Consider the following 24,167-nt stretch of genomic DNA (forward strand, 5'->3'; position numbering starts at 1 on the left):
TTTTTCCTTAATCATTTTGCTTTAATAAATTCTGCGTTGCTTCTTGCACGCTTTTACCCTTAAAAATTGCCACTACTTCATTTACAATAGGTGTATAAATTCCTTTCATTTTTGCTAATTTTTCTATAGCATAAGCAGTTTTTACACCTTCTGCTACTTCATTAAGTTCAGCTAAAATACTATCTAATTTTTGATTTTGCGCCAGTTTTAAACCTACTCTATAATTTCTTGATAAAACACTCGTTGCAGTTAAAAACAAATCCCCTGCCCCACTTAACCCTAAAAAAGTTTCTTCTTTAGCACCAAAAAATTTACCAAAACGATGCATTTCTATAAGCCCTCTTGAAATCAGTGCCGCTCTTGCATTATTGCCAAGTTTTAACCCATCACTAATCCCACTTGCAATTGCTAAAACATTCTTATAAGCACCACAAATTTCAGCACCACGAACATCATTATCAATATAAGTTTTAATAAAATCAGGGAAAAAACTTGCAAATTTTTTACAAAGCTCTTGATTTATCCCGCTAATCATCAAAGCAGTAGGAAGTTTTTGCATCACTTCAGCAGCAAAAGAAGGACCGCTTAAAACACAAAAATTTTCTTTTGGTGTAAAATCTAAAAAAATTTCATCTAAAAATTGACAACTTTGATCTTCTATACCTTTTGAAGCAATTAAAATTTTTTGCCCCTTGTTGATGAAATTTTCTTTAAGCCAAGCACGCATCCCTTGAGAACTTAAAGCAAAAACAAGATATTCACATTCTAAAGCTTCTTTTATGTTAACAAAATCTTCTAAATCACGCCGATGCAAAGAACTAATAAAACAATTGTGATTTTCTTTTAAGGCTAGATGTAAAGCACTGCCCCATTTTCCCGCACCAATAACCGCTATACGCATCAACCAAGCTTTGTTTTTAAAATTTCATTTACTTTTACAGGATTAAAAGCTCCTTTGCCTTCTTTCATGGTTTGACCTACAAAGAATCCAAAAAGCTTCTCTTTACCACTTTTATACTCTGCAACCTTATCGGCATTTGCATTTAAAATTTGTTCAATCACCGCTTCTATGGCTGAGTCATCACTTACTTGTTTAAGTCCTAGCTTTTCTATAGCTTCATCAATTTCCACGCTAGTATTTTCAAATACAAAAGCCAAAACATCTTTAGCCGCTTTTGCACTGATAGTGCCATCTTCTATGCGTTTAATTAAAACTCCAAGCTTTTGAGCATCTACAGGAGAATTTTCTATAGTCAATTCTCCTTTTAAAAGTCCCATAAGTTCAGTATTTAACCAATTTACGCAAAGTTTAGGATTTAAATTTTGAGAAATAAGACTTTCAAAAAAACGACTCATTTCTAAAGAACTGATTAAAACCTCTGCATCACTTTCTTTTATACCAAGCTTGTCTATAAAGCGTGCTTTCTTCTCATCAGGAAGCTCAGGGATTTTAATATCCAAAAACTCATCTTTTAATAAAACAGGCAATAAATCAGGATCAGGAAAATAGCGATATTCTGCCGCTTCTTCTTTGCCACGCATACTTCTTGTAACTAAATTTGTCGTATCAAAAAGTCTAGTTTCTTGAACTACTTCTTGTTCGTAAGTTCCATCTTCCCAAGCCTCACTTTGTCTTTTTACCTCATATTCTATAGCTTTTTGGATAAAACGAAAAGAATTAAGATTTTTAATCTCTACTCTAGTATAAAGTTTTGTATCACCCTTAGGCCTTATACTAACATTTGCATCGCATCTAAAACTTCCTTCTTGCATATTTGCATCTGAAATGTCTAAAAAGCGTATAATAGAATGAAGTTTTTTAAGATAAGCTACTGCCTCATCACTACTTCTAAGCTCAGGCTCACTGACAATCTCAAGCAAAGGAGTTCCTGCACGATTTAAATCTACTTTAGAAAAATTACTTTCATGGATATTTTTACCTGCATCTTCTTCCAAGTGCGCTCTTGTAATACCTATGCGTTTATTTTCACCATTTACATTGATAAAAAGCTCACCCTTTTCTACTATAGGGATATCAAATTGTGAAATTTGATAAGCCTTAGGTAAATCTGGATAAAAATAATTCTTACGATTAAAAACACTTTTTTTATTAATTGTTGCATTGACAGCTTTTCCAAAAGCTATAGCTTTTTTTACAGCCTCTTCATTTAAAACAGGCAAAGCTCCTGGTAAGGCCAAACAAGTGGGACAAACATTAGTATTTGGAGCTTCTCCAAAAGAAGTTGCACATGAGCAAAAGATTTTTGTTTTTGTATTTAACTGAGTATGAACTTCAAGACCTATAACTACTTCAAACATAAAATTTCCTTGAATTTTTAAATGTTTTATTTTATCTTTTTTTCTTTTAGAAAGGCTTTAAATATTAACTTTAAATGCTATAATCCTTAGGCAATTTATATTTAAGGAGTTAAAATGCCATTATTAGACAGCTTTAAAGTTGACCATACTAAAATGCCAGCTCCTGCTGTGCGTTTAGCTAAAGTTATGAAAACACCTAAGGGTGATGATATTAGTGTATTTGATTTGCGTTTTTGCATACCAAATAAAGACATTATGAGCGAAAAAGGTACTCATACCTTAGAACATTTATTCGCAGGATTTATGAGAGATCATTTAAATTCAAATTCAGTTGAAATTATTGATATTTCACCTATGGGTTGTCGCACGGGTTTTTATATGAGTTTAATTGGAACACCTGATGAGAAAAGTATTGCAAAAGCTTGGGAAGCAGCCATGAAAGATGTTTTAAGCGTAAGCGATCAAAGCAAAATTCCTGAACTTAATATCTATCAATGCGGAACTTGCGCAATGCATTCTTTAGATGAAGCCAAACAAATTGCCCAAAAAGTTTTAAATCTAGGTATTAGCATAATAAATAACAAAGAATTAAAACTCGAGAATGCTTAAAAAGAATCTTTATTTTTTAAATGATTAAGCTTTAATTAATATATTTTTATATATGATTTTGAAATTTTATTATTTTAAAAGGAGAAAAAATGAAACTGATGTGCAAGATGTGTAGTATCTAGTGCGTCCTTTGGCTTAACATTATGTTTCCAAAGGTCCAAAAAGTGGATAAGGAGATATAATGTGTAAGAAAGTCAAAAAAGTTTATTTTTTCAAAATACTCATTTAAAATCTTAACTTACAAAAATTTCTCTAATAAAATTTAATTCAAAATATCTTCTTATCCTTAATTTTAATTTAAGGAGCAAAAATGAATTTACCTATACTTGATTTACAAGCTTATGAAAAAGATAAAAGCACTTTTCTTAAAAATTTAAGAGAAATTGCTTCTAAAATAGGTTTTTTTTATCTTATCAATACCAGTATAGATAAAAATTTAAACGAGAAATTATTCAAACTTGGCAAAGAATTTTTTAATCTTTCTAGAAGTTCGAAAGAGCTTATTTCTATGGTACATTCTCCTCAATTTAGAGGTTATACTAGCGAAGGTTTTGAATACACAGCAGGAACTAAGGATTATAGAGAACAACTGGATATAGGTACAGAAAGAGATGCTTTAAACTGGAATTTAAACTCACCCTTATGGCAAAGACTAGAAGGTCCTAATCTTTGGCCTAGTGAAATTCCAGAACTTAAAAAAACTTTCTTAACTTGGCACAAACAAACCAAAAAAGCTTGTTTAAAGCTTTTAAAAGCCTTTGCTCAAGCTCTTGATCTACCTAGCAATGCTTTTGATAAACTTTATGGAGAAAATTCTTACGAACATTGTAAAATCATACATTATCCAAAAAGCTCAAAAAATATCACTCAAGGCGTAGGTTCACATAAAGATGGTGGGCTTATCACTTTTGTTTTTCAAGAAAAACAAAGTGGACTTGAAGCTTTTATAGATGGTAAATGGCTTAGTATACCCCCACTTGAAAATAGCGTTGTAGTTAATATAGGAGAATTTTTAGAACTAGCTACCAATGGCTATTTAAAAGCTACTATTCACCGCGTGAATTTAAGCCCAAAAGAACGCTTTAGCATAGCTTATTTTCTTGGAGTGCAACTTGATAAGGATATACCTATTTTTAAGTTAAATCCAGAGCTTGCCAAAGAAAGCAAAGGTGTGGATACTGATCCTAAAAATCCACTTTTAAGAAATGTTGCAAGTAATTATTTTAAAAGAATGATACGCTCTCATCCTGATGTAGCAAGTATTTATCATAGTGACTTGATAGAAAAATTTAGTTTTGCATAAAGGGGAAAAAATGACTTTATTCACTAAAGCTTTTTGCGTCGCTACTCTTTTTACCGGTTTTGCATGGGCAAATGAAGAACTTAAAGTTGGCTCTTCTATAACACCTCATGCAGATATTTTAAGATTTATAAAATCAGCACTTCAAAAACAAGGTTATGATTTAAAAATTTATGAATTTAATGATGGGGTAATCCCTAATGTAATGGTTGAAAATGGTGAGTTAGATGCTAATTATTTTCAACATGAACCTTATTTAAAAGAATTCAATCAAAGGCAAGGCACCCATCTTGTAAAAGTTGCCAGTATCCATATAGAACCTATGGCAGTGTATTCAAAAAAATATAAAGAATTTAACCCAGAGGAAGGACAAAGCATTTCTATACCCAATAATCCTACAAATGAAAGCCGTGCTTTACGCATTGTAGCAAGCAAAGGACTTATAGAAGTTAAGGATAATGAGCTCATCACTCCTTTAGATATCACTAAAAATCCTAAGAAGCTTAAATTCGTAGAGTTAAAAGACGCTCAACTTACAAGGAGTTTAGATGATGTAGATTATTCTCTTATTAATAGCAATTTTGCTATTTTGGCAGGTTTAAACCCTGTAAAAGATGGGCTTTATACAGAAAGTAAATATAGTGAATATGGCAATATCATCGCCGTTAAAGAAGGTAATGAAAACCTTCCTAAAATCAAAGCCCTAGTCAAAGCCTTGCAAAGCGATGAAGTTAAAAAATTTATAGAAGACAAATATCAGGGTGCTTTAATCCCTACATTTTAAGGAGAATAAATATGAAAAATTCAATCATTTCTTATCCAAGAATAGGTGTAAATAGAGAATTAAAATTTGCTATTGAAAAATACTTTAAAAACCAAAGTTCAAAAGAGGAGCTTTTAAAAAGTGCTAAGGATTTAAGGATTAGACACTGGCAAGAAATTCAAAAAGCTGGTATTGATTTTATCCCTAGTAATGATTTTTCACTTTATGATAATGTCTTAGATACGGCTGTGCTTTTTAACATTGTTCATACAAAGTATAAAAATTTAAATTTAGATGCTTTAGATGAATACTTTGCTCAAAGTCGAGGTTATCAAGGAGAAAATGGAGATGTTACAGCCTTAGCAATGAAAAAATGGTTCAATACAAATTATCATTATTTGGTGCCTGAGTGCGATAATGCTGATATTATAGCTTTAACAGGAGATAAAATTTTTAAAGAATACCTTGAAGCTAAAGAACTTGGCATAGAAAGTAAGCCCGTTTTAATAGGCATTTTCACACTTTTTAAGCTCATTGCCTTTAAAGATGAAAAAACTCAAAAACTCGCCAAAGAAAAGCTTTTAAACGCTTACATAGAGCTTTTTGATAAACTAAATGAACTTAAAGTGACATGGCTTGAACTTGATGAGCCTTATTTGGTTTATGATTTAAGCAAGGAAGATATCGCTTTGTTTGAAGAATTTTACCAAGAACTTTTAAATCACAAAAAAGATCTTAAAATTTTACTTCAAAGCTATTTTGGAGACTTAAGAGATATTTATCCTAAACTTTTAGAAAGCAAATTTGATGCTTTGGGTCTTGATTTTATCGAAGGTAAACAAAGCTTAGCCTTAGTTCAAAAATACGGCTTTGCTAAAGATAAAATCCTTTTTGCAGGTCTTATTAATGGCAAAAATATCTATACTAATGATTATGCTAAAAGCCTAAAGCTTATTAAAGAGCTTCAAAAATATACACAAAATATCATCTTAAACACTTCTTGCTCACTTTTACATGTGCCTTATAGCACTGAATTTGAAAGCAAATTAGATTCAAGCTATCTTAAACTTTTTTCCTTTGCTAAAGAAAAACTTCAAGAACTTAAAGATTTAAAAGAAATTCTAAATTCTAGCGAAGAAAATCCGCTCTTTAGAGCCAATCAAGAGCTTTTTAAAAATATCCCAGAGCGTTTAGATGAAAAAGTCAAAGCAAGGCTTAAGGCTTTAAAAAAAGAAGATTTTACCAGAACGCCTAGTTTTAAAGAACGCGCCTTAATCCAAAAAGAATTTTTAAAACTCCCTCTTTTACCAACCACAACCATAGGTTCGTTTCCTCAAAGTGCTGATGTAAGATCTAATCGCCTTGCCTTTAAGCAAGAAAAAATTTCAGCTCAAAACTACACTGAATTTAACCAACAAAAAATCAAAGAATGCATACAAATTCAAGAAGAAATAGGACTTGATGTTTTAGTGCATGGAGAATTTGAAAGAAATGATATGGTGGAGTATTTTGGAGAGAATTTAAAGGGCTTTTTATTTACTCAAAATGGCTGGGTTCAAAGCTATGGCACAAGGTGTGTTAAGCCTCCTGTAATTTGGGGTGATGTATCACGCACAAAGCCTATTACCTTAGCTTGGTCTAAATTTGCACAAAGTTTAAGTCAAAAAATCGTAAAAGGCATGCTAACTGGGCCTGTAACCATACTTAATTGGTCCTTTCCAAGAGAAGACATCAGTCTAAAAGAAAGTACTGAGCAAATTGCCTTAGCTATAAGAGATGAAGTGTTAGATCTTGAAAATGCAGGTATAAAAATCATACAAATTGATGAAGCGGCTTTACGTGAAAAACTGCCTTTAAGAAAAAGCGATTGGCATAGCGAGTATTTAGATTGGGCTATTCCTGCTTTTAATCTTGTGCATAGCGGGGTAAAAGCTGAAACTCAAATTCACACTCATATGTGCTATAGCGAATTTAGCGACATCTTAAAAGAAATTGACGCTATGGATGCTGATGTGATTTCTTTTGAAGCTTCAAGATCAAACTTAAGTCTTTTAGATACTCTAAAAGCTGTTCATTTTAAAACTGAAGTAGGGCCAGGAGTTTATGATATACATAGCCCTAGAGTTCCAAGCGTAGAAGAACTAAGTTTAACTATAGAAAAAATTTTAAACAAATTACCTAAAGAACAAATTTGGATCAATCCAGACTGCGGGCTTAAAACAAGAGCCTATGAAGAAGTCATAGCCTCTCTTAAAAATTTAGTTACGGCTACGCAAAAAATACGAAAACAATTATAAGGAGTTTTTATGTGCAATTTTTCTTTTGAAGTTTTTCCACCAAGAAAGGATGAAAATATCAAAAATCTTCATGCTATCTTAGATGATTTAGGGCAATTAAGCCCTAATTTTATCAGCGTAACCTTTGGCGCAGCAGGCTCTATTAACTCACAAAACACTTTAGAAATTGCGAGCTTAATCCAGGAAGAATATCAAATTCCTAGCATAGTACATTTACCTTGCATCCATTCTAGTAAAGAAAAAATCACTCAGATACTTCAAAAATGCAAAGAAAAAAATCTTAATCAAATTCTTGCCCTAAGAGGCGATATATGTGAAAATTTAGAAAAAAGCAAAGATTTTTCTTATGCTAGTGATTTAATTTCTTTTATAAAAAAACAAGAATACTTTGAAATTTATGCCGCATGCTATCCTGAAAAACATAATGAATCTAAAAATTTCATCGAGGATATACACCATCTTAAAACTAAGGTAAATGCAGGAACAGATAAGCTCATTACTCAACTTTTTTACGATAATGAAGATTTTTATACTTTTAAACAAAATTGTGCTTTAGCAGGTATTGACATACCTATTTACGCAGGTATTATGCCTATTACTAACAAAAGACAGGTTTTAAAAATTTCTCAACTTTGCGGAGCTAAAATCCCTCCTAAATTTGTTAAAATTTTAGAAAAATATGAAAATAATACTTTGGCTTTAGAAGATGCAGGTATCGCGTATGCTTGCGATCAAATTGTCGATTTAATCACAAGTGGTGTAGATGGAATTCATCTTTATACTATGAATAAATCCAAAGCGGCTATTAAAATTTATGAAGCTGTAAAGCATTTGATTAAAGAAGAGCTTCATGCTTAGAAAATAAACTATTTTTTGCTTTTATCTTAACTTATCTTCATTTTTTAGCTTATGGTTTTCTATAAGTAAAACAAAAATTAAAGATAAAAGCAAACCTGGTATAATACCCAAGCAAAGATAGAAAAAAGAATTATATTTAAAAAAGAAGAAAAGTGCACCAAAAAGCATTAAAGCTAAAGATGCACCTTTAAAAAATTCTAAAATATAGATCAATGACCTTCCTCAACAACAGTTGCACCTGCTAAATATACATAAGTTAAAATCATAAAAATAAAAGCTTGTAAAAATGCCATAAAAGTTAAAAGCACATAAGCAGGAAGCGGAGCTATATAAGGAACTAAAGCTAAAATTACCATCAAAAATAAATCGTCACCTTTAATATTTCCAAACAAACGGAAGGACAAAGAAACCACACGAGAAAGATGAGAGACTATCTCTATAGGAAACATCAAAGGAGCTAAAAGTTTAATAGGTCCCATGAAATGAGCAAAATACTTTACAAAACCTTGTGCCCTAATACCCTCAAAATGATAATATACAAAAACTATAATAGCTAAGGACAAAGTCAAATTTAAACTTGCAGTTGGAGAATGAAAACCAGGTATTATGCCTATAATATTACTAAAAAACACTATAATCCCCAAAGTTGCAACCAAAGGAAGATATTTTCTTGCACCTTTTTCACTTCCCATGGTATCTCTACCCATAGATAAAACTCCCTCTAAAAAAGCCTCACCTAAATTTTGCATACCGCGGGGAACAAGTTGCATAGAACGAGTAGCCATCATAGCCACTATAACAGCAATTAAAGCTACCAAACCTATGTGAAAAAAATAAGAAAAAGTATGACTTGCATCAAGCAAAGAGCTAAATAAAAATAAATCTTTCATGGTTTCCTCGAAAATTTTATTCTAAATTCGGAATTTTAGCAAAATCTTACTTATATTTTAATGAAAATTTACATCCATTCTAAAACTTGTGAAAGTTCTTTAGCAACAAAACACTTAAGCCCTATATCTTCCAAAGGCTTAGAAGGAACAATAGCATTTTTAAATTTTTGCATTTTAGCTTCTTTTAAACGCGTATCAAGGCTAAAAACCTCTCTAATTTCTCCATTTAAACTAAGTTCTCCTATAAAAATACTATCTTTACTCAAAGGGCGATTTTTAAAACTTGAAATAATAGCTGCAACCACAGCTAAATCCGCAGCAGTTTCACTTACTTTTACTCCGCCGCTAATATTTACAAATACATCATAATGCCCTAAAGGAATTTCAAGTTTTCTTTCAAGCAAAGCCAAAAGCATATCTAAGCGATTTTTTTCATACCCTGTAGCGCTACGTTTTGGATAAGAACTTTCACACACTAAAGCTTGAACTTCTAAAACCAAAGCACGAGATCCTTCCATCACAACACCTAAAGCACTTCCTGAAATAGCCTTTCCACGAGTAAAAAAACGATTTGCCAAATCTTTTGCACTGATCAAACCCTTAGTAGTCATCTCAAAAATACCTACTTCATTCGTTCCACCAAAACGATTTTTAAAGCCTCTTAAAAGTCTAATTTCTTTAGTGGCATCTCCTTCAAAATAAAGCACCACATCCACCATATGTTCAAGAACCCTAGGTCCTGCTATAGCACCTTCTTTAGTAATGTGCCCTATGATAAAAGTACTGATATTATAAGCCTTGCTAACACGCATAAGTTCGAAAGTAATCTCACGCACCTGAGTGATGCTTCCTGCTGCTGAAGTGACTTTATTTGAATATAGAGTTTGTATAGAATCAATGATAAGAATACTATAATCCTTTTTGTGTAATTCTTCTAAAATATTTTCAAGGCAAAGTTCAGTAAGTAAAAATAAATTCGGAGTATTAGCCTCAAGGCGATCAGCTCTTAATTTAATCTGAGCTTTACTTTCTTCGCCACTGACATAAAGCACTTTTTTACCCTGTTTAGCTAAATTTGAAGCAATTTTTAACAAAAGCGTAGATTTTCCCACACCTGGACTTCCGCCTATAAGCACTAAAGAACCTTCAACAAGCCCTCCGCCTAAAACCAAATCAAGCTCATTATCATCTGTGCTGTATCTTGTAAAATATTCTAATTCCACATCTTCAATACAAACAGCTTCACTTGTTTTCATACTAACTTGCGCAAGCTCTTTTAAAACTTTAATTTGCTCAGCTTTTAATTCTACAAAACTATCCCAAGCTCCACAATCAGGACATTTTCCAAGCCATTTGCTTTGTTGATTTCCACAAGCTTGACATTCAAAAAGTGCTTTATTTTTTGCCATTATTCAAAAATAGGATCTAATAAAGTATCTAAATAAGCACTTGCATTAAATTCTTGCAAATCCGTCATTTGCTCACCCACGCCTACATAAAAAATAGGAAGCTCAAGCTCTCTTGCTATACTAAAAAGTGCACCCCCTTTAGCTGTCCCATCAAGCTTTGTGATAATCACACCATCAAGTTTTACAAGCTCATTAAAAGCTTTAGCTTGTAAAATTCCAGCATTTCCCTGTGTTCCATCTAAAACTAAAATTTTTCTATGGGGTGCACCTTCTAAAGCTTTGTTTGAAATTCTCACAATTTTTTCAAGCTCATGGGCTAAATTTTTTTGATTTTGCAAACGCCCTGCTGTATCGATAATAACTCTATCAAAATCCTTTGCTTTTGCTTTAGAGATGGTATCAAAAGCAACCGCTGAAGGATCATGCCCTTGTGCAGTTAAAACTATATCTACATCCACTTTTTGCGCCCAAAGTTTTAATTGTTCAATCGCACCTGCTCTAAAAGTATCACACGCTCCTAAAATCACTTTTTGATTTTGGTTTTTATATAAATAAGCAAGTTTGGCAATACTTGTTGTTTTTCCTGCTCCATTTACTCCTAAAATAAGCTCTACAAAAGGTTTTTCTTGATTAGTTTCTTTTTTTTCATAAAGAAAATAAGAACCCATAACACGCTTTAAATCTTCTTTTTTTACTTCATTTTGAGGTGGTAAATAATAAATTATCTCTTCAACTATTTCATAACTTACATCTGCTTCAAGCAAAATTTCTTCAAGCAAATCTTTGGTTATCTTTTTATTCTCTCCTTTAATCCCAACAATATTTTCAAGAGTTTTTGCAAGTCCTTTTTTAAAAAAATTAAACATTAAAGTATAGCCTTTTGTATATCGATTTCTAGCATTTCTTCAGGAATAAGCCCTAAATACTGATTAATCAATTTAGAATGCTTGTTGTAAAGAAACATGGTAGGAATTCCATTTACCCCACCTAAAGCTTTAGCTAAAAGATAGTTATTTTCACCATTAGCGACTTTATAAGATATTTTATACTGTTCTATAAATTTTTGAATCTCATCGTTAGATTTATCTTCTAACAAAACCCCAACTATATTAAAATCATTATTATACTTTTCTTGTAATTTATTAAGATGAGGGATTTCAGCAATGCAAGGGGTACACCAAGTGGTAAAAAATACAAACAAAGTTGCCTTATCTTCATCGTTGAAATTTAAAACGACATTTTCTTTTTTAACTGAAATTGATCCTCCATCAATCAAATTAAGTTTAAAATTCATATCATCACTTTGATTTATACTTGCCTCGGTGCTTAAATTTACATCATTTTGCTGTTTTTCTTTATCATTGCTACAAGCAACAAACAAACAAGATATTGCCACTAGTAAAAGTATTTTTTTAATCTTCATTATTTATCAATCCTTTATTCTTCTTTATAAAAATGCTAAAATTATAACATACATAAGATAATATTTTTTTAAAGGCATATTAATGGAAAAAACAGATTTTAGAGCATTGCAAAAAATACGCCTTTTCAAACATTCAAAACTAAATTTCAAACAAGATTATAAAATATTTAAAGAATGTCTTAAAATAATAAAACTATTTAAAGCTAAAAATATTTTAATTTTTATTCCTTTGCATTATGAACCAAACTTAATAAAATTTCGCCATATTCTTAATAAAAATTACAAACTTTTTGTTCCATTTATGCAAGATAAAAGTTTAAAAATTGTAAAATTAAGATTGCCTTTTATTAAAAAAAGGTTTGGGGTTTTAGAGCCTATAGATTCTTTTTTTAAAGCAAAAATTGATTTAGCTATTGTGCCTGTAATTGGCGTCGATAAAAATTTAAAAAGAATAGGACATGGGCAAGGTTTTTATGATAGATTTTTTGAAAATTTAAATTACAAACCTCATATAATATTTGTCCAAAGTATAGATGCTTTAAGTCAAAATAATCTAACACAAAAGCATGATATTTCAGGAAAATTATACATAAACCCTTATAAAAAATATTACAAGAAAGAAAGAAAAAATGATAGAATCACTTATCGCACTTATAGCCGCTATAGTCGGACTCGGTATAGGATATTTAGTTGCAAAAAAAATCAATGATGCCAAATATGAAATTTTCGTAGAACAAGCCAAAGCTAAAGCCAAAGCTATAGAATACGAAGCGGAGCTTATTTTAAAAGATGCAAAAAATTCAATTCTTAATGCAGAATTAGAAGTTAAAAAAAAATACGAAGAAAAAACTCACAAAATTCAAAAAGATTTTAATCAAAAATTTGATGATCTTTCTAAAAAAGAACAAAAACTTCAGCAAGAAGAAGAAAAACTAAAAGAAGATAAAGAATACCTTTGCAAGTCACAAAAACACATTCAAGACTTACAATCTGATGTTGATAAATTAAAAAATAAATATCAAGAAAAACTTGACGATGTTTTAAAAATTTTAGAACATTCGACAGGACTTACACAAAATGAAGCCAAAGAAATCATTCTTAAAAAAGTAGAAGAAAATTCTCGCGAGCAAATTGCACATATAGTAAGAAAATATGAAGAAGAAGCAAAAAATGAAGCTAAAAGAAAAGCTAATTTCATCATTGCTCAAGCTACTTCTCGTTTTGCAGGTGAATTTGCAGCTGAAAGACTTATCAATGTTATTAACATTAAAAACGATGAACTTAAAGGACGTATCATTGGTAAAGAAGGGCGCAATGTTAAAACCTTGGAAATGGTTTTAGGTGTTGATATTATCATCGATGATACACCAGGTGCTATTATAGTAAGTTGTTTTAATCTTTATCGCCGTGCTATTGCTACAAAAGTTATAGAACTTTTAGTTGAAGATGGCAGAATTCAACCCGCGCGCATAGAAGAAATTCACGAAAAAGTGTGTAAAGAATTTGATAGTGCCATTCTAGAAGAAGGCGAAACCATAGTTATGGATCTAGGTTTAAATAAAATACACCCTGAAATTGTAAAACTCATAGGAAAACTCAAATACCGAGCAAGCTATGGACAAAACGCTTTAGCACATTCTTTGGAAGTGGCTCATCTTGCAGGAATCATTGCTGCTGAGTGTGGTGGAGATGAGAATTTAGCACGTCGTGCGGGAATTTTACATGATATAGGAAAAGCATTAACCCATGATTTTGAAGGATCTCATGTGGATTTAGGTGCAGAACTTTGCAAACGCTACAAAGAGCATCCTGTAGTAATCAATGCTATTTACGCACATCATGGACACGAAGAAGCTACAAGCATAGAATCAGCAGCTGTTTGTGCAGCAGATACTTTAAGTGCTGCACGACCTGGAGCTAGAAGAGAAGTGTTAGAAGCTTTCTTAAAAAGAGTCAGTGAGCTAGAAGATATCGCTAAAAGTAAAGAAGGAATTAAAAATGCCTATGCAATCAATGCCGGAAGAGAAATTCGCGTCATAGCCAATGCTCAGCTTGTTAATGATGATGAAAGTGTACTTTTAGCTAAGGAAATAGCAGCTGAAATTCAAGAAAAAATGCAATATCCTGGTGAAATTAAAGTCAATGTTATACGTGAACTTAGAGCTGTAGAATACGCTAAATAAGGTTTATTATGCAAGATATGATTGATACTTTAATAAAATATGGTTATATTGTTTTATTCTTTTACTCTTTAGGGGGTGGGATGGTTGGAATTTTAGCTGCAGGAGTTTTAAGTTCTCAAGGAAAAATGGATCTTAGTTTTTGCATTGCTCTTGCTTTTATTGCTAATACCATAGGTTCAACTTTGCTTTTTATACTTGGAAAATATTATAAAAAAGACATTATGCCTTATTTTAAAAAACACCGACGCAAAATAGCCCTTGCTATGATAAAAACAAAACAACATGGAATTATTTTACTTGTAACTCAAAAATTTATTTATGGTTTAAAAACTTTCATTCCCATAGCTGCAGGTATGGCAAAATATAATTTTATTAAATTTTTTATTATCAATACTCTAGCTAGTTTGGCATGGGCTATTGTTCTAGGTTTTGCTGCTTATACTTTTGGGTATATTATTGAAGCAATTTTTGATAAACTGAGTTTATATCCTTATGTTGCTCCTTTATTTTTATTATTTTTAGCCGGAATAATTTGGCTTTATTTAAGTAAATTTTCTAAAAAATAATGTCTCTATGGAATTCTTTTTCTTACTCTTTTAAAGAATTTCATTATTTATTTTTCTCTGTTGTTGTTATTTTTATTTTTAATATCCTTTTAGAATATAATAATTTTTTAAACTTTAAAAACCAAAAACATTACCTTATAGACAACGCTCTATTAACGCACCAATATATAAAATATAATAAAAAAAATAAAAAATACTGGGTTTTAAAGTTACAAACTGAAAACTTCACTTTTTATACTACAAGTTTTAAGGATTTAAATTTAAGCAAGAATCAATTTTTAAGCCTTAGAATTATCACCCATAATATTAACTTTAAAGACTATCTGAGCAAAAGTTTTTACGCACCTTCTTATGATTTTGAAAAATTAAAAGAAAAAGAATACAATCCCATTATATCTTACTTCTTAAATCAACATACAAATGAAAAGATTAAAGAATTTTATGGTGCTTTATTTTTTGCACTGCCCATATCTTTAGAGCTTAGAAACGATGTAAATTACTACGGCATAGCACACCTTATAGCAATTAGCGGTTATCACATAGGCTTACTTTTTAGTTTAATTTTCTTTATTTTAGCTCCAATTTATAGTTTTTTCCAAAAAAGATATTTTCCTTATAGAAATTTACGTTTAGATTTAAGTATTTTAATTTTTGCACTACTTTTAGCTTATGCTTGTTTAATAGGATTTGTCCCTTCTTTTGTGCGCTCCTTGATTATGGCTTTTTGGGTTTTTTATCTATTGTGTAAAAATATAAAAATCATTAATTTCGTTACGCTTTTTTGTAGTATTTTATTGTGCATTTCTCTTTACCCTAGACTTTTATTTAGTATTGGATTTTTATTTTCTATTTTAGGTGTTTTTTATATTTTTTTATATATGCATCATTTTGCAAATAAATTTAATAATCTTATAAATATTATTTTGCTTAATATTTGGACTTTTTTTGCTATGGTTTTACCTGTGCTTTATTTTTTTCCACTTATAAGCTACCAACAAATTTTAGGTATTATTTTGAGTGGAATTTTTGTAATATTTTATCCTTTAGTATTATTTTTGCATCTTATAAACTATGGAGATTTGCTCAATTTTATCTTAGATGAATTTTTTAAATTTAAAATTTATGGAACTAATATCCATATCCCATTTTGGATTTTTATAAGTTATCTTATTGCTTCTTTAATCTCTGTGCGATTTAAATATCTAGCTTTTCTTTGTATTTTTGCGAATTTTATTCCCTTCATTATGATTGTGATTTAGAAAATAATAGAGTTTAAGCCCAAAAAGATAAATAATCCAAGAAATATAAATCCAAATAAAAAAGAATAAAATAGTAGAAAAAGATCCATAAACGCTAGCGTATGTTTTATTATATACCACGTAATATACAAATAAATTTTTTCCTATATACCAAATAGCACCCGCTCCAAAAGATACTAAAGCTAAACTTTTAAGAGTTCCCTTATAAACAGAACTTGAATAAGATATAAAAAATAAACCCCAAATAATTACAAAGGGTAAAATTTCAAAAAAATTAAACCCTATTTTATAATCATCTAAAGTTTGTTGGATAAAACCTGAAATATAAAAACTAAGCCCAAGCCCCAAAGGAACAAGAGTTAAAAGAGTCCAATAAGAACTAATACTTTGCCAAAGTCCTTTAGGTTCATTTTTAGTAATGCGATTGATTACAAAATCATAGCCTGAAAAAAAAGCTAAAGAAGTAAATGCCATAGCAATAAGACCTACAATACCCAAATTTACACTATTTTTTAAAAAAGTATCGATGTAGGTAGCAACAACATCTTGTTGCGTTGGTATTAAAAAAGCAAAAATTACTTGCTTTGCTTTTTCATAATAAGCTTTAAAGCTGGAAATTTGCGTAAAAACAGAAAAACATACAAATAAAATAGGTATTAAAGATAATACAGTATAAAAACTAAGCGCTGCTGCATAATTTAAAATTTCCTTATCACGCAAATTTAGTAAAATAGTAAAAAAATTTTTCACCTTCTAAAGTCCCATTTTAAAAGGATTTAGTATATTATTTGGATCAAAAGCTTTTTTAATATTTCTCATTAAATTCATTTCGGCTTCAGAAAAAGCTAAATTCATAAAAGGTGCCTTAGAGAGTCCGATACCATGCTCTCCGCTTAAAGTTCCTCCAAGTTTCACTGTTAATTTAAAAATCTCTTCCACAGCTTCATAGCCTTTTTTCACCTGCTCTTTATCATTTTTATCAGGAACCATAACATTAGTATGCACATTTCCATCCCCTGTATGTCCAAAACAAGGAATTTTAAAACCATATTTTTTAGAAATCTCATCTATACCTTCAAGCAAAGTAGGTAGTTTAGAACGCGGAACTGTAATATCTTCATTAAGTTTTAAAGTTCCATACATGGCAATGCTTTGAGAACAATTTCTTCTAGCAAACCAAATATCTGCGGTTTCTTGTTCATCTTTTGCTATTTTAAATTCGCTAGCGCCAGCTTCTAAAAAATAATATTCTAAATTTCTTAAATCCTCATCAATAGCCTCTTTAACATTACCATCCACATCAGCAATCAAAATAGCTCCAGCTTCTATAGGCAAACCTTTATTAAATTTGCTCTCAACCGCTCTAATGCTAAGATTGTCTAAAAATTCCATAGATACAGGACTTACACCGCTAGCAAGACTTTTGTAAACCGCATTCATAGCACTTTTTACACTTGGAAAAATAGCAAAAGCAGTTTTTTTGAATTTAGGCAAAGGTATTAATTTTAAAGTAAGCTCACTTAAAACTGCCAAAGAACCTTCACTAGCGATTAAAATTCCTGCCAAATTATAACCTGCTACATCTTTAATAGTGCGTTTCCCTGCACGAATGATTTCTCCGCTAGGCAAAACAGCCCTTAAAGCCATCACATAATCTTTTGTGATGCCATATTTTGCAGCTCTCATTCCCCCAGCATTTTCGCTTACATTACCCCCTAAGCTTGCATACTCCATGCTAGCAGGGTCAGGTGGGTAAAAAAGTCCATATTTAGCCACTTCTTTTTGTAAATGTATATTAATAACCCCAGGTTGCACAACAGCCACTAAATTTTCAAGATCAATTTCTAAAATTTTATTCATATGCTTTTCAAAAGCAAGCACCACCCCGCCATTAACAGCTAAAGCTCCTCCTGTAAAACCAGATCCTGAGCCTCGCGGTATGACTATGATATTATTTTCATTACAAAATTTTAAAATTTGAGCAATATCTTCTTCATTTCTTGGAAAAAGAACCCCATCGGGTAAATAATGTTTTTTTGTCGCATCATAGCTATAAGCTCTTTTGTGAATTTCATCAAAATAAGCGTTTTCTTCTCCTAAAAATCGTTTAAAATATTGTTCAAATTCTTTTTTCATGTTTATTGCACCTTAGGAAGATTAATCAAAGCATCATAATACCTATAATAATTTCCTATTTCTTGAGAGTTAAAATCAAAAAAATTACTTTTATATCCACCTATACGAGAATAAAAAGGAACCTGAACGCTAGTTGGCTTGCTTATAGGCACTTCATAAAGCTTATTAAAATCTTGACAATCCACAACTTCTGCATGATTTTCCAAAGCCACAACCAAAATGCCGACCGCATTATCATCACAAAATTGCCTAAAATCTGAACGCTTAGGAGAAAGAGTAGCCGTTCTAATTAATTGTGCTCCAAAAATATCAATATGGGTAAAATATATCTGCGGAAATTCTCTAACAAGTTCATTATAAGTTTGTTCATCAGGAGCAATTACCAATCCTCTATCATAAAGAAAATTTAAAACAACCTCATCACCTACTTTAGGTAAAACATTTGGCAAAGGCAAAGCATCTTGCTTAAGAGCTGAAAAAACACTAAATTCTAATTTCACTAAACCATCTTTTTTATCTATGACACTTGCCCTAGCGATGATACTTTGCGAATTTTTAAAGCGCTGTATTACCACACCACTTGAATAAAGCTTTATATCATCACTATCTTTAATATAACCATAAATATCATCAACTTTTACAAGTTCACTTTTTATGGGTTTTAAATCAAATCCAACCGCAAAGAGGCTAAGGTTTAAAGCTAAAAAACATACTATAGTTTTAAACAAATTTGCTCCTTAAATAAAAATTTATAGAATTATAATCCTTTTTTGTTAAGCAATTGTAAGAAAAATAAAGTAAAATATAGCTTTTAAATTTCAAAATTCTTTTAAAAATTAAGGTTATCTCATGAAAAAATTATTACTTTTATTTATTTTTGTTGTTCAAAGTTTTGCAGCTTTAAGTGTTGAAGAGCTAACTTGGGATAATGGAGATACCTTGCTTAAATTCTTACAAAGAAATTCCATACCTATGTCGCTTTATTATGGACTTGATAGAGAAGATCAAGAGCTCGCTTCTGATATAGCCTACAAAATAAAATATCAAGTTTTAAAAGATGAAAACAACAACATAGAACAAGTTTTAATTCCAATTAGTGATGATTTACAAATTCATATCTATAAAGATAAAGATGGACAATACACTCTTGCTTTTACTCCTGTATCTTATCAAAAAGAAGATAGAATTTTACATTTAACCATTAAAAGCTCTGCTTATCAAGATGTCTATGAAGAAAGTGGTAGCAGTACTTTAGCTCGTGCTATGGTTCGTGCTTTTCGAGGAAGTATAAATTTTCGCAATATCCAAAAAGGTGATGAAGTAACCCTATATTATGAACAAAAAAGACGCATGGGTAAACTTTGGGGTGATATAAATATAAAAATGGCAATGGTAGAAATCAATAAAAGCGCTAGAGAAGTCTTTTCTTATAATGATATATTCTATGATCGTGATGGCAAAGAATTAGAATCTTTTTTACTTACAAAACCTGTGAATTACACTAGAATTTCTTCTCCTTTTACAACAGCAAGATATCATCCTATATTAAAACGCTATCGTGCCCATCTTGGTATAGACTATGCTGCACCTACTGGAACTCCTGTGAAAAGTGCTGGCAAAGGAGTAGTAACCTTTATAGGCACAAAAGGTGGTTATGGAAATGTAATTCAAATCAAGCATGACTCAGGTTATATGACTTTATATGCTCATCTTAGTCGTTTTGCAAAAATTAAAAACGGACAAAAGGTAAATCAAGGACAAGTAATTGCATATGTTGGTTCAACAGGTATGAGCACAGGGCCTCATTTGCATTTTGGAGTATATTTAAATAATAAAGCTATAAATCCTGCATCTGTTGTAAAAATCGCCAAATCAGAACTTAGTGGAAAAGCAAAAGAGAATTTTAAACATATCATAGCTGGATACGAACAGGTTGTTAAAGAAGCCCTAGCCTCGAATCAACCTAATCCTCCAAAAGAAGAAGATTTTGAAAACTATATAGAATTTTAATTACTCAACAACGCTTTATCTTTCGCATTGATTAAAGAATTTAGAAGAGTTGCAAGCTCTTCTTTTTCTTTTTCACTAATTTCACAAAAATCTGCATCAATTAATTGTTTCACCAAAACTTCATTTAACAAATCCCCATCGCCAAATTCTCTAGCTTTTTGAATGATTTTTAACACTCTTAAATCTTTTCTTTCATACATTTTAATCCTTTAAATAAACCACACTCACAAAACGCTTAGGCGTTTTATCGCGACGATAAGAAAAAAAACTCTCATCATCAAAACTACAAATTCCACAATCTTTAATATTTTCAATGCCTAAATTTTGAGCTTGAAATTTTACCAAGGCTTTTAAATCAAGTTTATCATCTTGAACAAATTCTTTAAATTCTTTTTTAGCAATTTCTAAAATTTCTCCATCTATTTCATAATTTTTAGCACAAATTCCAGGTAAAATAAAAAGATGAAATTTATTCTTATCTAAATGTGAATTTTGCATAGTAATTTGATCAACGCATTCTTTTAGGATATTTTCAAAGCTTCCTTTTCTACCTGAATGCAAAGCTGCTATAATGCCACTTTCATGATATAAGATCAAAGGCAGACAATCCGCACTTAAGACACAAAGGGCGATATTTTTTTCTTTACTTATAAGTCCATCACAACTGAGATTTTTTAATTTTTTTTCATAAATGATAACTTTATGAGAGTGAATTTGATCCATAAAAACACATTTTTCAATATCTTTAAAACCTAAATGAGAAAATAAATTCTCATTATGAATTTTAGCCCTAAAAACATTATAATCCTTATCAAAAGCACAAAAAATACCGACTTTATCATTTTCTAATAAAGATAAGAAATTCTTTCCACTTCTTCCCATGATAATCCTTTGTTTTTACCTTGTAATTGTGCATAAATATAACGAGCAAGTAAATCACTTTCTATATTTATTTTTCTACCTACTTGATAGTCCTTAAAAAGCGTTTCTTTAAAAGTAATAGGAATAATAGTAAGCCTAATACCATTTTTTAAAATTTCATTGATAGTAAGGCTTACCCCATCAACAGCTATACTTCCTTTTTCTGCCATAAATTTCATAGCTTCTTTAGGTAAAGTTATATGAAAATCCACTCCATTTTCATCTTTTTGAATCTTTTCAAGTGTGCCGATAAAATCAATATGCCCTTGCATAAGATGTCCATCGATTCTATCGCCATATCTTAAAGCAGGTTCTATATGAACTTTATCTTTTAAATTCTCTATAGCTATATGAGTGCGACTTTCGCGAGAAAGTTCCACTTCAAAACCTCCCTCATAAAGTTTTGTCACACTCAAACAAGCTCCATTTACAGCTATACTATCGCCAAGATTTGGACGATGCTTAGCTGTTAAACTTAAAGTATTGTTTTGATAAGATTGAACTTTGGCAATTTCTCTTATGAGTCCATTAAACATTTTTTACCTTAGAAAATCTTATTTAATAATTTATTTACCGCTTTATCCACTTTATTGCCTGTATTTTTAGCACCATCACTCACGCCGCCACCTACTACATTTTTAATAGAATTTAAAACACTTCCTGCATTTAAATTTACTTTAGGATTTTCTGTAGTTCCTGTAATACTTCCTTTAAAATTAGCTCTATCGAGTTTAATATCAAAAGGCAAATTTAAAGCTCCACTTTTAGAATTTAAAGCTCCTGATTGTACTAAAATATAAGAACGATCTGCTTGCATATTAAGATCAAGCTTGATATTTTCTTTTTTAATCAAAGCTTTAGCATTAGCAGTACGATAAACATCATCTGTAATATCTTTTAATGTTAAAATTTTTAAAGCATTGGTAATAAGATTTGGTTTTAATTTACCCTCTTTCATATCCAAATTAACCTCGCCTTCTTCGCTTAAAAGATTGTAATTTGCCTTCATGTCCGCCTTACCTTGATAAATATCCATAAAATCCAAACCCTGAGCTAGACTACTTAAATCCACTCCATTTAAATCAGCAAGTAAAAGGTTATCTTTAAGTGTGCTTTGAAGTTTTCCTTCAAATAAATTTGGACTATTTACAACAAAATTTAAACTCTTATCAAAACCTACCTTTCCATTAAATTCTGCCTTACCTTTAAGTTTTCTATCTAACAAAAAGCCTAGTTTTGAAAAATCATTTATCTTTAAATTAAAATCTGAATTTAAAAGCATCTTACTTATATCAAAACTTCCTTGTAGTTTTGTAAGATCAGCTAAAGATGAATTTAAAACAGAATCAAATTGAGCGATATTGTTTTTAAAATTAATTTTGGTATTTAAATCATAACTTGTATTGTTTGGAAAATTTTTATTTAAAATTTTACTTAAGGTTGCAGCATTTAAAATGCCTTTAGCCTCTAAATTTGCTTTACCATTAAGGTTGTTAAAATCGATATTATCTAAATTAACTTTTGCATTAACAACCCCACTGGCATAATTTGGCATACCTGCTATAACAAAAAGTTTAGATAAATCAAGTTTATCAATGTTCAAATCAAGTTTTTTACCATTTGAATCAGCTTTGATTACGCCATCTGCCAAATTTGCATTTGCATTTAAATTTTGTATTTGAGTACCTATAATATGAGCTTTTGCATTAAGATCTGCCTTACCTTGTAATTTTTGTCCCGCTATAGCACTAAACTGAGACAAATCATCAATAAAAGCATTTAAATCTGTATTTAACTCACTATTTTTTAAATTATAAGTTCCTTGAAGTTTTTTGATATTAAGTAAATTTGAAGCAAGTAAAGCATTGTAAGAAATATTACTATTTTTTGCATTTGCTTTAGCATCAAGACTAAAAATTGTATTTGGAAGTTCTATTTTAGCAATTTTTTTAAGCTCATTGGTGTTAATCTTTGCATTGTTTATTTTTGCCTCAAGATCGAAATTAGAAAAATCCAAATCCGCATTTAAAAGTTTAGCATTTAAATTTCCAGAAACTAAAGCTCCATATCCTGCAAGAGCTAATAATTTTTCCAAACTTGCTTCATTAATATCTGCAAAAATTTTATTATTTTTCAAACTTGCCTTTACCTCTCCACCAAGTCCGATAACTTGAGCATTTAAACTTGATAAGGCATTATTTACAACACTTGTTTCGCCTATCACGCCCAAACTACCATTTAATCTAGTTTTTGTAAGTTTTTCAAGCTTTGCAAGAGAAGGAATATTTAAATTAAAATCAGTACTTAAAATATTCTTACTCATATCATAAAGAGTTTTTTGGGTTTGTAAGTTAAGATAATCATTGTAAATTTTACTTACAGCATAAATCTTATCTTCTTTAACATTGGCTAAAATTTCTGCTTTAGGATTAGAATTTAAAGGCAAGTCTAAAGAAAAATCTTTTTTTATCGCCTCGTAGTTTATATAGCTTGTATCAAGTTTTATGATAATATTTCCATCAGGTTTTAAATTCTGTGCTGAAATTTTTGCCTGAGCATTTAAAAAACCTTTAGCATAACTAGGATAAGATAAAAGATGAAGTATTTCTTCTATCTTAAGATTTTGTGCATCTAAATTTAAAGCGATAGGGCTGTAATTATACATTCTCGCATTTAAAAGTACATTTGAACCTAGTAAGTAACCCCTTCCATCTAAAGCAAAATCACTTGCCTTGCCTTGAATTTTACCGCCAAAAGAAAGGTTTTGATTTAAATTTAAACCTAAATTTTTAGCATAATTTTGCTTTAAAGAAATAAGATAGTCAAGATCAAATCCAAGCTTAAAAGGACTCAAAGCTCCCTTGAGATTGAAATCTGCCATATTTGCAATATTTGCTTGCAGTTCAAGACTTGAAAAACGCAAATTAAAACGCGTGATATTTACATCTAATCCCGCATTTTCTTTGATCTTTTTTTGTGCTATATTTGCCACTATATTATTACCAAAACTTGTAAAAAGCATGGTACAAAGAGCGATTAAAAGCACAACAACAAAAGCTACAATGCCATAAAAAATCTTTTTCATTTTTATCCTTTAGTTTATTTTATAAAATAACTTTAGTCTATAAAACTAAACTTTTATAAATATTTTAATTTAAAGTATTGACAAAATTCATTTTTTATAGTATGATATTATCACTCTAAATTAAAGAGTGCTAAAATCA

The 24,167-nt window shown here is 30.5% G+C and carries 24 protein-coding genes; 10 read left to right on the forward strand and 14 right to left on the reverse strand.

What is annotated here, in order from left to right:
• Positions 1-7: 7 nt before the first annotated feature.
• Together BGS40_RS01000 and gatB are read right to left on the reverse strand one after the other, a co-directional pair.
• Positions 8-904 carry an NAD(P)H-dependent glycerol-3-phosphate dehydrogenase gene (locus tag BGS40_RS01000; RefSeq protein ID WP_079745795.1) on the reverse strand — a complete coding sequence of 299 codons (897 nt, stop codon included), beginning with the start codon at positions 902-904 and terminating at the stop codon, positions 8-10.
• The gene (gene gatB / locus BGS40_RS01005; protein ID WP_087691887.1) at positions 901-2,319 is read right to left on the reverse strand and encodes an Asp-tRNA(Asn)/Glu-tRNA(Gln) amidotransferase subunit GatB; all 1,419 of its coding nucleotides are present in this window, start codon (positions 2,317-2,319) and stop codon (positions 901-903) included. The genes BGS40_RS01000 and gatB overlap by 4 nt, the downstream gene beginning before the upstream one ends.
• Positions 2,320-2,433: 114 nt before the next feature.
• Here gatB and luxS point away from each other — a divergent pair, with 114 nt between their 5' ends.
• The 5 genes from luxS to metF all read left to right on the forward strand — a co-directional run bounded on the left by luxS (position 2,434) and on the right by metF (position 8,146).
• A complete protein-coding gene (gene luxS, locus BGS40_RS01010) occupies positions 2,434-2,928 on the forward strand; it encodes an S-ribosylhomocysteine lyase (protein WP_002857890.1) in 495 nt (164 codons plus the stop codon).
• Between the two features lie 310 nt (positions 2,929-3,238).
• Positions 3,239-4,231, forward strand: a complete 993-nt coding sequence (locus tag BGS40_RS01015) for an isopenicillin N synthase family dioxygenase (protein WP_002868574.1) — start codon at positions 3,239-3,241, stop codon at positions 4,229-4,231.
• A 10-nt stretch (positions 4,232-4,241) separates the two neighbouring features.
• Positions 4,242-5,012 (forward strand): MetQ/NlpA family ABC transporter substrate-binding protein, encoded by a 771-nt coding sequence (locus BGS40_RS01020; RefSeq protein WP_052793737.1) that lies wholly within the window; start codon positions 4,242-4,244, stop codon positions 5,010-5,012.
• 11 nt (positions 5,013-5,023) lie between these two features.
• Positions 5,024-7,288: a 5-methyltetrahydropteroyltriglutamate--homocysteine S-methyltransferase gene (gene metE, locus BGS40_RS01025; protein ID WP_096738242.1), complete on the forward strand. Its 2,265-nt coding sequence runs from the start codon at positions 5,024-5,026 to the stop codon at positions 7,286-7,288.
• Positions 7,289-7,297: 9 nt separating this feature from the next.
• Positions 7,298-8,146: a methylenetetrahydrofolate reductase [NAD(P)H] gene (metF, locus tag BGS40_RS01030; RefSeq protein ID WP_052793735.1), complete on the forward strand. Its 849-nt coding sequence runs from the start codon at positions 7,298-7,300 to the stop codon at positions 8,144-8,146.
• A 21-nt stretch (positions 8,147-8,167) separates the two neighbouring features.
• Here metF and BGS40_RS01035 read toward each other — a convergent pair whose 3' ends face one another.
• The 5 genes from BGS40_RS01035 to BGS40_RS01055 all read right to left on the reverse strand — a co-directional run bounded on the left by BGS40_RS01035 (position 8,168) and on the right by BGS40_RS01055 (position 11,868).
• Positions 8,168-8,359: a membrane protein gene (locus BGS40_RS01035; protein ID WP_002914249.1), complete on the reverse strand. Its 192-nt coding sequence runs from the start codon at positions 8,357-8,359 to the stop codon at positions 8,168-8,170.
• Entirely contained in the window at positions 8,356-9,036 is a 681-nt protein-coding gene (locus BGS40_RS01040; RefSeq protein ID WP_002852750.1) for a F0F1 ATP synthase subunit A, read from the reverse strand. Before BGS40_RS01040 ends, BGS40_RS01035 begins: the two co-directional genes overlap by 4 nt.
• Positions 9,037-9,104: 68 nt before the next feature.
• On the reverse strand, positions 9,105-10,445 hold the full coding sequence (radA, locus tag BGS40_RS01045; RefSeq protein WP_096738243.1) for a DNA repair protein RadA: 1,341 nt from the start codon (positions 10,443-10,445) through the stop codon (positions 9,105-9,107).
• On the reverse strand, positions 10,445-11,311 hold the full coding sequence (ftsY, locus tag BGS40_RS01050; RefSeq protein WP_002852840.1) for a signal recognition particle-docking protein FtsY: 867 nt from the start codon (positions 11,309-11,311) through the stop codon (positions 10,445-10,447). Before ftsY ends, radA begins: the two co-directional genes overlap by 1 nt.
• A complete protein-coding gene (locus BGS40_RS01055) occupies positions 11,311-11,868 on the reverse strand; it encodes a TlpA family protein disulfide reductase (protein ID WP_087704744.1) in 558 nt (185 codons plus the stop codon). The genes ftsY and BGS40_RS01055 overlap by 1 nt, the downstream gene beginning before the upstream one ends.
• Positions 11,869-11,950: 82 nt before the next feature.
• Between BGS40_RS01055 and BGS40_RS01060 the strand changes: the two genes are divergently transcribed.
• The 4 genes from BGS40_RS01060 to BGS40_RS01075 are packed head-to-tail and all read left to right on the forward strand — an operon-like array spanning position 11,951 to position 15,876.
• Positions 11,951-12,577 (forward strand): 5-formyltetrahydrofolate cyclo-ligase, encoded by a 627-nt coding sequence (locus BGS40_RS01060; RefSeq protein ID WP_002860439.1) that lies wholly within the window; start codon positions 11,951-11,953, stop codon positions 12,575-12,577.
• Entirely contained in the window at positions 12,498-14,051 is a 1,554-nt protein-coding gene (gene rny / locus BGS40_RS01065; RefSeq protein WP_002853829.1) for a ribonuclease Y, read from the forward strand. Before BGS40_RS01060 ends, rny begins: the two co-directional genes overlap by 80 nt.
• Before the next feature lie 8 nt (positions 14,052-14,059).
• On the forward strand, positions 14,060-14,617 hold the full coding sequence (locus tag BGS40_RS01070) for a DedA family protein (protein WP_052781688.1): 558 nt from the start codon (positions 14,060-14,062) through the stop codon (positions 14,615-14,617).
• A complete protein-coding gene (locus tag BGS40_RS01075) occupies positions 14,617-15,876 on the forward strand; it encodes a ComEC/Rec2 family competence protein (RefSeq protein WP_002873165.1) in 1,260 nt (419 codons plus the stop codon). The genes BGS40_RS01070 and BGS40_RS01075 overlap by 1 nt, the downstream gene beginning before the upstream one ends.
• Here the strand turns inward: BGS40_RS01075 and BGS40_RS01080 are convergent.
• Genes BGS40_RS01080 through BGS40_RS01090 form a run of 3 tightly spaced genes read right to left on the reverse strand, consistent with a single transcriptional unit; the run spans position 15,820 to position 18,740 of the window.
• On the reverse strand, positions 15,820-16,626 hold the full coding sequence (locus BGS40_RS01080; RefSeq protein WP_057095918.1) for a YihY/virulence factor BrkB family protein: 807 nt from the start codon (positions 16,624-16,626) through the stop codon (positions 15,820-15,822). The genes BGS40_RS01075 and BGS40_RS01080 overlap by 57 nt on opposite strands.
• 3 nt (positions 16,627-16,629) lie before the next feature.
• Positions 16,630-18,012 carry an FAD-linked oxidase C-terminal domain-containing protein gene (locus tag BGS40_RS01085; protein WP_096738244.1) on the reverse strand — a complete coding sequence of 461 codons (1,383 nt, stop codon included), beginning with the start codon at positions 18,010-18,012 and terminating at the stop codon, positions 16,630-16,632.
• A 2-nt stretch (positions 18,013-18,014) separates the two neighbouring features.
• Positions 18,015-18,740 carry a plasminogen-binding N-terminal domain-containing protein gene (locus tag BGS40_RS01090; protein ID WP_052781687.1) on the reverse strand — a complete coding sequence of 242 codons (726 nt, stop codon included), beginning with the start codon at positions 18,738-18,740 and terminating at the stop codon, positions 18,015-18,017.
• Between the two features lie 121 nt (positions 18,741-18,861).
• Between BGS40_RS01090 and BGS40_RS01095 the strand changes: the two genes are divergently transcribed.
• Positions 18,862-20,022: a M23 family metallopeptidase gene (locus BGS40_RS01095; protein WP_002852845.1), complete on the forward strand. Its 1,161-nt coding sequence runs from the start codon at positions 18,862-18,864 to the stop codon at positions 20,020-20,022.
• Here the strand turns inward: BGS40_RS01095 and BGS40_RS01100 are convergent.
• The 4 genes from BGS40_RS01100 to BGS40_RS01115 are packed head-to-tail and all read right to left on the reverse strand — an operon-like array spanning position 20,019 to position 24,028.
• The gene (locus BGS40_RS01100; protein WP_087704741.1) at positions 20,019-20,222 is read right to left on the reverse strand and encodes a hypothetical protein; all 204 of its coding nucleotides are present in this window, start codon (positions 20,220-20,222) and stop codon (positions 20,019-20,021) included. The genes BGS40_RS01095 and BGS40_RS01100 overlap by 4 nt on opposite strands.
• A 1-nt stretch (position 20,223) precedes the next feature.
• Positions 20,224-20,904, reverse strand: a complete 681-nt coding sequence (locus BGS40_RS01105; RefSeq protein ID WP_087704740.1) for a polyphenol oxidase family protein — start codon at positions 20,902-20,904, stop codon at positions 20,224-20,226.
• The gene (locus tag BGS40_RS01110; protein ID WP_087704739.1) at positions 20,868-21,479 is read right to left on the reverse strand and encodes a riboflavin synthase; all 612 of its coding nucleotides are present in this window, start codon (positions 21,477-21,479) and stop codon (positions 20,868-20,870) included. Before BGS40_RS01110 ends, BGS40_RS01105 begins: the two co-directional genes overlap by 37 nt.
• Before the next feature lie 8 nt (positions 21,480-21,487).
• The gene (locus BGS40_RS01115; RefSeq protein WP_038401506.1) at positions 21,488-24,028 is read right to left on the reverse strand and encodes a hypothetical protein; all 2,541 of its coding nucleotides are present in this window, start codon (positions 24,026-24,028) and stop codon (positions 21,488-21,490) included.
• Positions 24,029-24,167: the final 139 nt, after the last annotated feature.

This window comes from Campylobacter sp. 107 (assembly GCF_002383835.1).
GTDB classification, from domain to species: Bacteria; Campylobacterota; Campylobacteria; order Campylobacterales; family Campylobacteraceae; genus Campylobacter_D; species Campylobacter_D jejuni.